This is a genomic window from Streptomyces sp. NPDC052299 (genome assembly GCF_040679335.1).
Classification (GTDB): Bacteria; Actinomycetota; Actinomycetes; order Streptomycetales; family Streptomycetaceae; genus Streptomyces.
Window position 1 is genome coordinate 21,514 of the sequence record NZ_JBFAUP010000039.1, and the last position, 6,460, is coordinate 27,973.

Consider the following 6,460-nt stretch of genomic DNA (forward strand, 5'->3'; position numbering starts at 1 on the left):
GGGCGCGCTCAGCCGCCGAACCGCTCCCAGAGCGCGGGCAGCCGGGCCGCCAGGGCCGCGTCGTCGTCCGGGTCCAGCGGTGTGCCCTCCGGCTCGTCGGGCTGCGGCGGCAGTCCGAGGTCGGGCGCGACGACGCCGGTGAGCTGTTCGTACGCCTCGTCGGCCGCGTACCCCAGCTCCTCGCCGTCGCCGTCCAGCTCCTCGTCGAAGGAGTCGAGCAGCTCGGCCAGGGCGTCCGGGTCGTGCACGGCGCCCTCGAAGACCTCCCGGCCCCGGCCGATCAGCCAGCAGCGGAAGTAGTCGAAGGCGTCGTCGTCCGCGCCGCCGAGCAGGAGGGCGGCGGCGCCCCACAGGTCCCAGCGGTAGGCGCGGTTGAAGCGGGCCTCGAAGTGCCGGGCGAAGTCCAGCACCGCTTCGGGGTCGAGCAGCACCAGCTTGTCGACCAGCAGGTCGGCGTGGTCCTCGGGGTCGCCGTCGGCGGCCTCGCGGGTGCTGTCGATCAGCTCCCAGAACTCGGTCTCGTCCATCACGGGTCCAGCATCTGCCCTGAGCGCGGCCGACGCACGCCCAGACGTCGGTGCGAAGCCGTCAGGGCGCGCCCCCGTAGAGCGCGTGCAGCCGGGCGGCGGCGGTCGCGAACCTCTCCCGCAGCCCGGCCGGACCCAGCACCTCCAACTCCGGCCCGAGGCCCAGCAGCTGGCCGTAGGCGACGTCCAGGGACTCCACCGGCAGGGTGACCGTGACCCGGCCGTCCGCACCGGGCGGCCCCGCCGCCTCCAGCGCCTCCGTGGCGGCGGCCCGGTCCACGACGTGCGGCAAGCGGCGCGCGGCCGCCTCCGAGAGCCGCAGCGTCACCTCCGTACGCAGCAGGGAGCGGGCGAACGCGGCGGACCGCTCTTCCCAGAAGGCGGGCAGGTCGAAATCCTCGTCCCTGACGAAAGGGGTGTCCGAAACGGTGGCGGCGGTGAACCGGTCGATGCGGTACACCCGTGTGTCGTCGCCCGCGCGGGCGCACAGGTACCAGACGCCCGCCTTCAGGACGAGCCCGTACGGGGCCAGCTCCCGTTCGGCGTCGGAGTCCCGGCCCGCCCGCCGGTACCGCGCCAGGAGCAGCCGGTCCCGCCACACGGCCTCGGCCACGGCGGGCAGCAGCTCCGGAGTGACCGGCTCCTGGTACCAGCCGGGCGCGTCCAGGTGGAAGCGCCGCCCCGCCCCGGCCGGGGCGTCCCGCAGCGCGGGAGTCAGGGCCGCCGACACCTTCAGCCGGGCGGCCGACGCGGCGTCCGCGAGCCCCATCTCGCGCAGGGCGGCGGGCAGCCCGGACAGGAACAGCGCCTCCGCCTCGTCACGGGCGAGACCGGTCAGCCCGGTGCGGTAGCCGCCGACGAGCCGGTAGCCGCCCGCCCGGCCGCGCTCCGCGTACACCGGGACACCGGCCTCGGAGAGGGCCTGCGCGTCCCGGGTGACGGTCCGCTCGGACACCTCCAGCTCCCGGGAGAGCTCGGCGGCGGTCATGCCGGGGCGGGCCTGGAGGAGCAGCACCATTCGGATCAGCCGGGCAGCACGCATGCGGCCATTGTGGCCGGACTGCGGCGCGGCGAAAATCAAGCCCGTCCGGCGATCGAGGACAAAGCCTCCAGCCGGACGGGCCTGATCACGCTCAGAGACCGTACCGGTCCCGCGCCTCCTTGACGGCGGTCGCCGGCACCTCGCCGCGCCGGGCCAGCTGGGCCAGCGTGGCGACCACGACGGACTGGGCGTCGACGCCGAAGTGGCGGCGGGCCGCGTCGCGCGTGTCGGAGAGGCCGAAGCCGTCCGTGCCGAGCGAGGTGTAGTCCTGCTCGACCCACTGGCTGATCTGGTCCGGCACCGCGCGCATCCAGTCGCTGACCGCGACGACCGGGCCCGGAGCGCCCTCCAGCGCCTGCGTCACGTACGGCACCCGCTGCTCACCGCGGAGCAGCGCCTCGTCGCACTCCAGCGCCTCGCGGCGCAGCTCGCCCCAGGAGGTCGCGGACCAGACGTCGGCCGTGACCCCCCAGTCGGCGGCCAGCAGCTCCTGGGCCTCCAGGGCCCAGTGGATCGCCGTGCCGGAGGCCAGCAGCTGGGCGCGCGGGCCGTTCGCCTTGGCGGGCGTGCCCTCCTTGAAGCGGTACAGGCCCTTGACGATGCCCTCCTCGACGCCTTCCGGCATCGCGGGCTGCGGCTTCGGCTCGTTGTAGACCGTCAGGTAGTAGAAGACGTCCTCGGCATCGGGGCCGTACATCCGCCGCAGACCGTCCTTGACGATCACCGCGATCTCGTACGCGAACGCCGGGTCGTAGTTGAGCGACGCCGGGTTCGTGGCGGCGATCAGGTGCGAGTGGCCGTCCGCGTGCTGGAGGCCCTCGCCCGTCAGGGTCGTGCGGCCGGCGGTCGCGCCGACGATGAAGCCCTTGCCGAGCTGGTCGGCGAGCTGCCAGAACTGGTCGCCCGTCCGCTGCCAGCCGAACATCGAGTAGAAGATGTAGAACGGGATCATCGTCTCGCCGTGCGTCGCGTACGACGTGGCGGCGGCGATGAAGTCGGCCATGGCGCCGGCCTCGGTGATCCCCTCGTTGAGGATCTGGCCGTCCTTGGCCTCCTTGTAGTACATCAGCTGGTCGCGGTCGACCGGCTCGTACGTCTGGCCCAGCGGCGAGTAGATGCCGGCCGAGGGGAACAGCGACTCCATGCCGAAGGTGCGGGCCTCGTCCGGGACGATCGGCACCCAGCGCTTCCCGGTCTGCTTGTCCCGCATCAGGTCCTTGACCAGGCGGACGAAGGCCATGGTGGTGGCCATCTCCTGCTTGCCGGAGCCCTTCTTGAGCGCGGCGAACGCGCGCTCCTCGGGCTGCGGCAGCGCCACCGCGTGCACCCGGCGGGCCGGGGCGGGGCCGCCGAGGGCGGCGCGGCGCTCCTGGAGGTAGCGGACCTCGGGGGAGTCGGCGCCCGGGTGGGCGTACGGCACCAGGCCGTCGGCGAAGGCGCTGTCCGGGATCGGGAGGCCGAGCAGCTCGCGCATGCCCTTGAACTCGTCGATCGACAGCTTCTTCATCTGGTGGTTGGCGTTCTTGGACTCGAAGCCCTTGCCGAGCGTGTAGCCCTTCACCGTCTGCGCGAGGATCACGGTCGGCGCGCCCTTGTGCTCGACGGCGGCGCGGTAGGCCGCGTACACCTTGCGGGCCTCGTGGCCGCCGCGCGAGGTGTAGAAGCACTCGGCGATCTTCGCGTCGGTGAGCAGTTTCGCCAGCTCGGCGAGAGCGGGCTCGGCGCCGAAGAAGTGCTCGCGGATGTACGCGACGTCACGGGTGGCGTACGTCTGGAACTGCGCGTCCGGGACCTCGCGGAGGCGGCGCACCAGCGCGCCCGTGGTGTCGAGCTGGAACAGCTCGTCCCAGGCGTTGCCCCAGAGCGTCTTGATGACGTTCCAGCCGGCGCCGCGGAAGGCGCCCTCCAGCTCCTGCACGACGCGGAAGTTGGCGCGGACCGGACCGTCGAGGCGCTGCAGGTTGCAGTTGATGACGAAGGTCAGGTTGTCGAGCTTCTCGCGGGCCGCGAGGGCGAGGGCGGCGGTCGACTCGGGCTCGTCCATCTCGCCGTCGCCCAGGAAGGCCCAGACGTGCGAGTTCGACGTGTCCTTGATGTTGCGGTTGGCGAGGTAGCGGTTGAAGCGCGCCTGGTAGATCGCCGAGAGCGGGCCGAGGCCCATGGAGACGGTGGGGAACTCCCACAGCCAGGGCAGCCGCCGCGGGTGCGGGTAGGACGGCAGGCCGTTGCCGCCCGCCTCCTGGCGGAAGTTGTCGAGCTGCTGCTCGCTGAGCCGGCCGTCGAGGAAGGCGCGGGCGTAGATGCCGGGGGAGGCGTGGCCCTGCACGTACAGCTGGTCGCCGGAGCCGTCCCCCTCCTTGCCGCGGAAGAAGTGGTTGAAACCGGTCTCGTACAGCCAGGCGGCCGAGGCGAAGGTGGCGATGTGGCCGCCGACGCCGTAGCGCGCGCCCCGGGTGACCATCGCGGCCGCGTTCCAGCGGTTCCACGCGGTGATCTTGGACTCCATCTCCAGGTCACCGTCGAGGTCGGGCTCCGCGGCGGTCGGGATGGAGTTGACGTAATCGGTCTCCAGCAGCTTGGGCAGCGCGAGACCGGCGCCCTCGGCGTGCTGGAGCGAGCGCCGCATCAGGTACGCGGCACGGTGCGGGCCCGCGGCCTTGGTGACGGCATCCAGGGAGGCCGCCCATTCAGCGGTCTCCTCCGGGTCGCGGTCCGGGAGCTGGTCGAGCTCGCTCGGAAGCTTTCCTACGGGGTCGGTCATGATCGCCGCCTTCCGGTGAGGAGGGGGGTGGAGAAGTCCCTGACTGGCAGGACAGGGCGATGGGGCCGGTGGGCCCGCGGAGAACTGTAAATCGCCGATCGATGATCGATCAAAGGATGAACGGCAAAACTTCTCGATATGAAGAAAGTGGCATGCGGTGCCACGAAATGGGGCACCGAGTGACGGGATTTACCCGTTCAAAACGGGCGCTGACCTGCACGGAAGAGCGGCAGGGTCCACACCTGCGCGGCGCCTCAGGCGCGCGGCGCGCACCCCAGGACGTGCGCCTTGACCAGAGCCCCGATGTCCGGGTCCTTGCGCAGGAACGCGTCGATGAGGGCTTCGTGCTCCTCCGCGTACGACTTCTGGACCGTCCCCAGCCAGCGGATCGACAGGGCCGTGAACACCTCGATGCCCAGCCCCTCCCAGGTGTGCAGCAGCACCGCGTTCCCCGCCGCCCGCACCAGCTCGCGGTGGAAGCCGACCGTGTGCCGGACCTGGGCCTCGCCGTCGGCCAGCCGGTCCGCCTCGTACAGCGCCGCCACGTGCGGGGCGAGCAGCGAGCAGTCCTCGCCGAGCCCGGGGGCCGCCAGCTCGGCCGCGATCTGCTCCAGGCCGGCCCGTACGGGGTAGCTCTCCTCCAGGTCCGCCGCGGTGAGGTTCCGGACCCGGACGCCCTTGTTGGGCGCCGACTCGATCAGCCGCAGCGTCTCCAGCTCCCGCAGCGCCTCGCGCACGGGGGTCTGGCTGACCTCCAGCTCGGTCGCGATGCGCCGCTCCACGATCCGCTCGCCCGGCTTCCAGCGCCCGCTGACGATCCCCTCCACGATGTGCTCGCGGATCTGTTCGCGCAGCGAGTGGACGACGGGCGGGGTCATGACGGGCTCCTTCGGACAGACCGGTACGCCGCACCGGGCACGGTGGCCGGGGCGACCGGTGGTGTCTAGACAATACGGCGGCGCCCCCGCCCGGAAGTGTTCCGGACGGGGGCGCCGATCGTGAGGCTGGTTACAGGCCGAGCTCGACCTCGAACTCGCCGGCCTCCAGGATCGCCTTGACCGCGGTCAGGTAGCGGGCGGCGTCCGCGCCGTCCACCAGACGGTGGTCGTAGGAGAGCGACAGGTAGGTCATGTCGCGGACACCGATCACGGTGCCCTCCTCGGTCTCGATGACCGCGGGACGCTTCACGGTGGCGCCGATGCCCAGGATGGCTGCCTGGTTCGGCGGCACGATGACGGTGTCGAACAGCGCACCGCGCGAGCCGGTGTTGCTGATGGTGAAGGTGGCGCCGGACATGTCGTCCGGGGTCAGGCCGCCGCCGCGGGCCTTGCCGGCCAGCTCGGCGGTCTTCTTCGAGATGCCGGCGATGTTGAGGTCGCCCGCGCCCTTGATGACCGGGGTCATCAGGCCCTTCTCGGCGTCCACGGCGATGCCGATGTTCTCCGAGTCGAAGTACGTGATGGTGCCTTCGTCCTCGTTGATCCGGGCGTTGATGACCGGGTGGGCCTTCAGCGCCTGGGCGGCGGCCTTCACGTAGAACGGCATCGGGGAGAGCTTGACGCCCTCGCGGGCCGCGAAGCCGTCCTTCGCCTTGGCGCGCAGCTTCATCAGCTTGGTGACGTCGACCTCGACGACCGAGGTCAGCTGGGCCTGCGAGTGCAGCGCCTTCATCATGTTGTCGCCGATGACCTTGCGCATGCGGGTCATCTTGACGGTCTGGCCACGCAGCGGGCTGGCCTCCAGCTTCGGCGCCTTGGAGGCGGCCGGAGCGGCGGCGGGCGCCGGGGCGGCGGCGGCCTTGGCGGCCTCCGCGGCGGCGACGACATCCTGCTTGCGGATGCGGCCACCGACGCCGGTGCCCTTGACCGAGCCCAGGTCGACGCCGTTCTCGGCGGCGAGCTTGCGGACCAGCGGCGTGACGTACGCGCCGTCGTCACCGGAGGTCGCGGCCGGGGCGGCGGCCGGGGCCGGAGCCTGGGCGGCCGGTGCCGGGGCGGGAGCCGCCGGGGCAGGTGCCGGGGCCGGGGCGGCGGGCGCCGGAGCCGTCCTTCTCCCCGCCCTTGGCCGTCTGCGGCGTGGCGGTCAGCGTGACAGTCGGGCTGCTCTTGATGGCCGGGGCCGATTCGCTCG

The 6,460-nt window shown here is 72.2% G+C and carries 4 protein-coding genes and 1 pseudogene; all 5 read right to left on the reverse strand.

All coding sequences use genetic code 11. The features are described from left to right. Positions 1-8: 8 nt before the first annotated feature. On the reverse strand, positions 9-527 hold the full coding sequence (locus AB0L33_RS34530) for a DUF4240 domain-containing protein (protein WP_365687668.1): 519 nt from the start codon (positions 525-527) through the stop codon (positions 9-11). 61 nt (positions 528-588) lie between these two features. Further along, positions 589-1,569 (reverse strand): WYL domain-containing protein, encoded by a 981-nt coding sequence (locus AB0L33_RS34535; RefSeq protein WP_365687661.1) that lies wholly within the window; start codon positions 1,567-1,569, stop codon positions 589-591. Positions 1,570-1,660: 91 nt separating this feature from the next. Then, positions 1,661-4,330, reverse strand: a complete 2,670-nt coding sequence (gene aceE / locus AB0L33_RS34540) for a pyruvate dehydrogenase (acetyl-transferring), homodimeric type (RefSeq protein WP_365687662.1) — start codon at positions 4,328-4,330, stop codon at positions 1,661-1,663. A gap of 254 nt (positions 4,331-4,584) precedes the next feature. Continuing rightward, the gene (locus tag AB0L33_RS34545) at positions 4,585-5,208 is read right to left on the reverse strand and encodes a GntR family transcriptional regulator (protein WP_365687663.1); all 624 of its coding nucleotides are present in this window, start codon (positions 5,206-5,208) and stop codon (positions 4,585-4,587) included. A gap of 130 nt (positions 5,209-5,338) precedes the next feature. Then, positions 5,339-6,373, reverse strand: a pseudogene (gene sucB, locus AB0L33_RS34550) (2-oxoglutarate dehydrogenase, E2 component, dihydrolipoamide succinyltransferase); the annotation flags it as partial. Between the last annotated feature and the right edge of the window lie 87 nt (positions 6,374-6,460).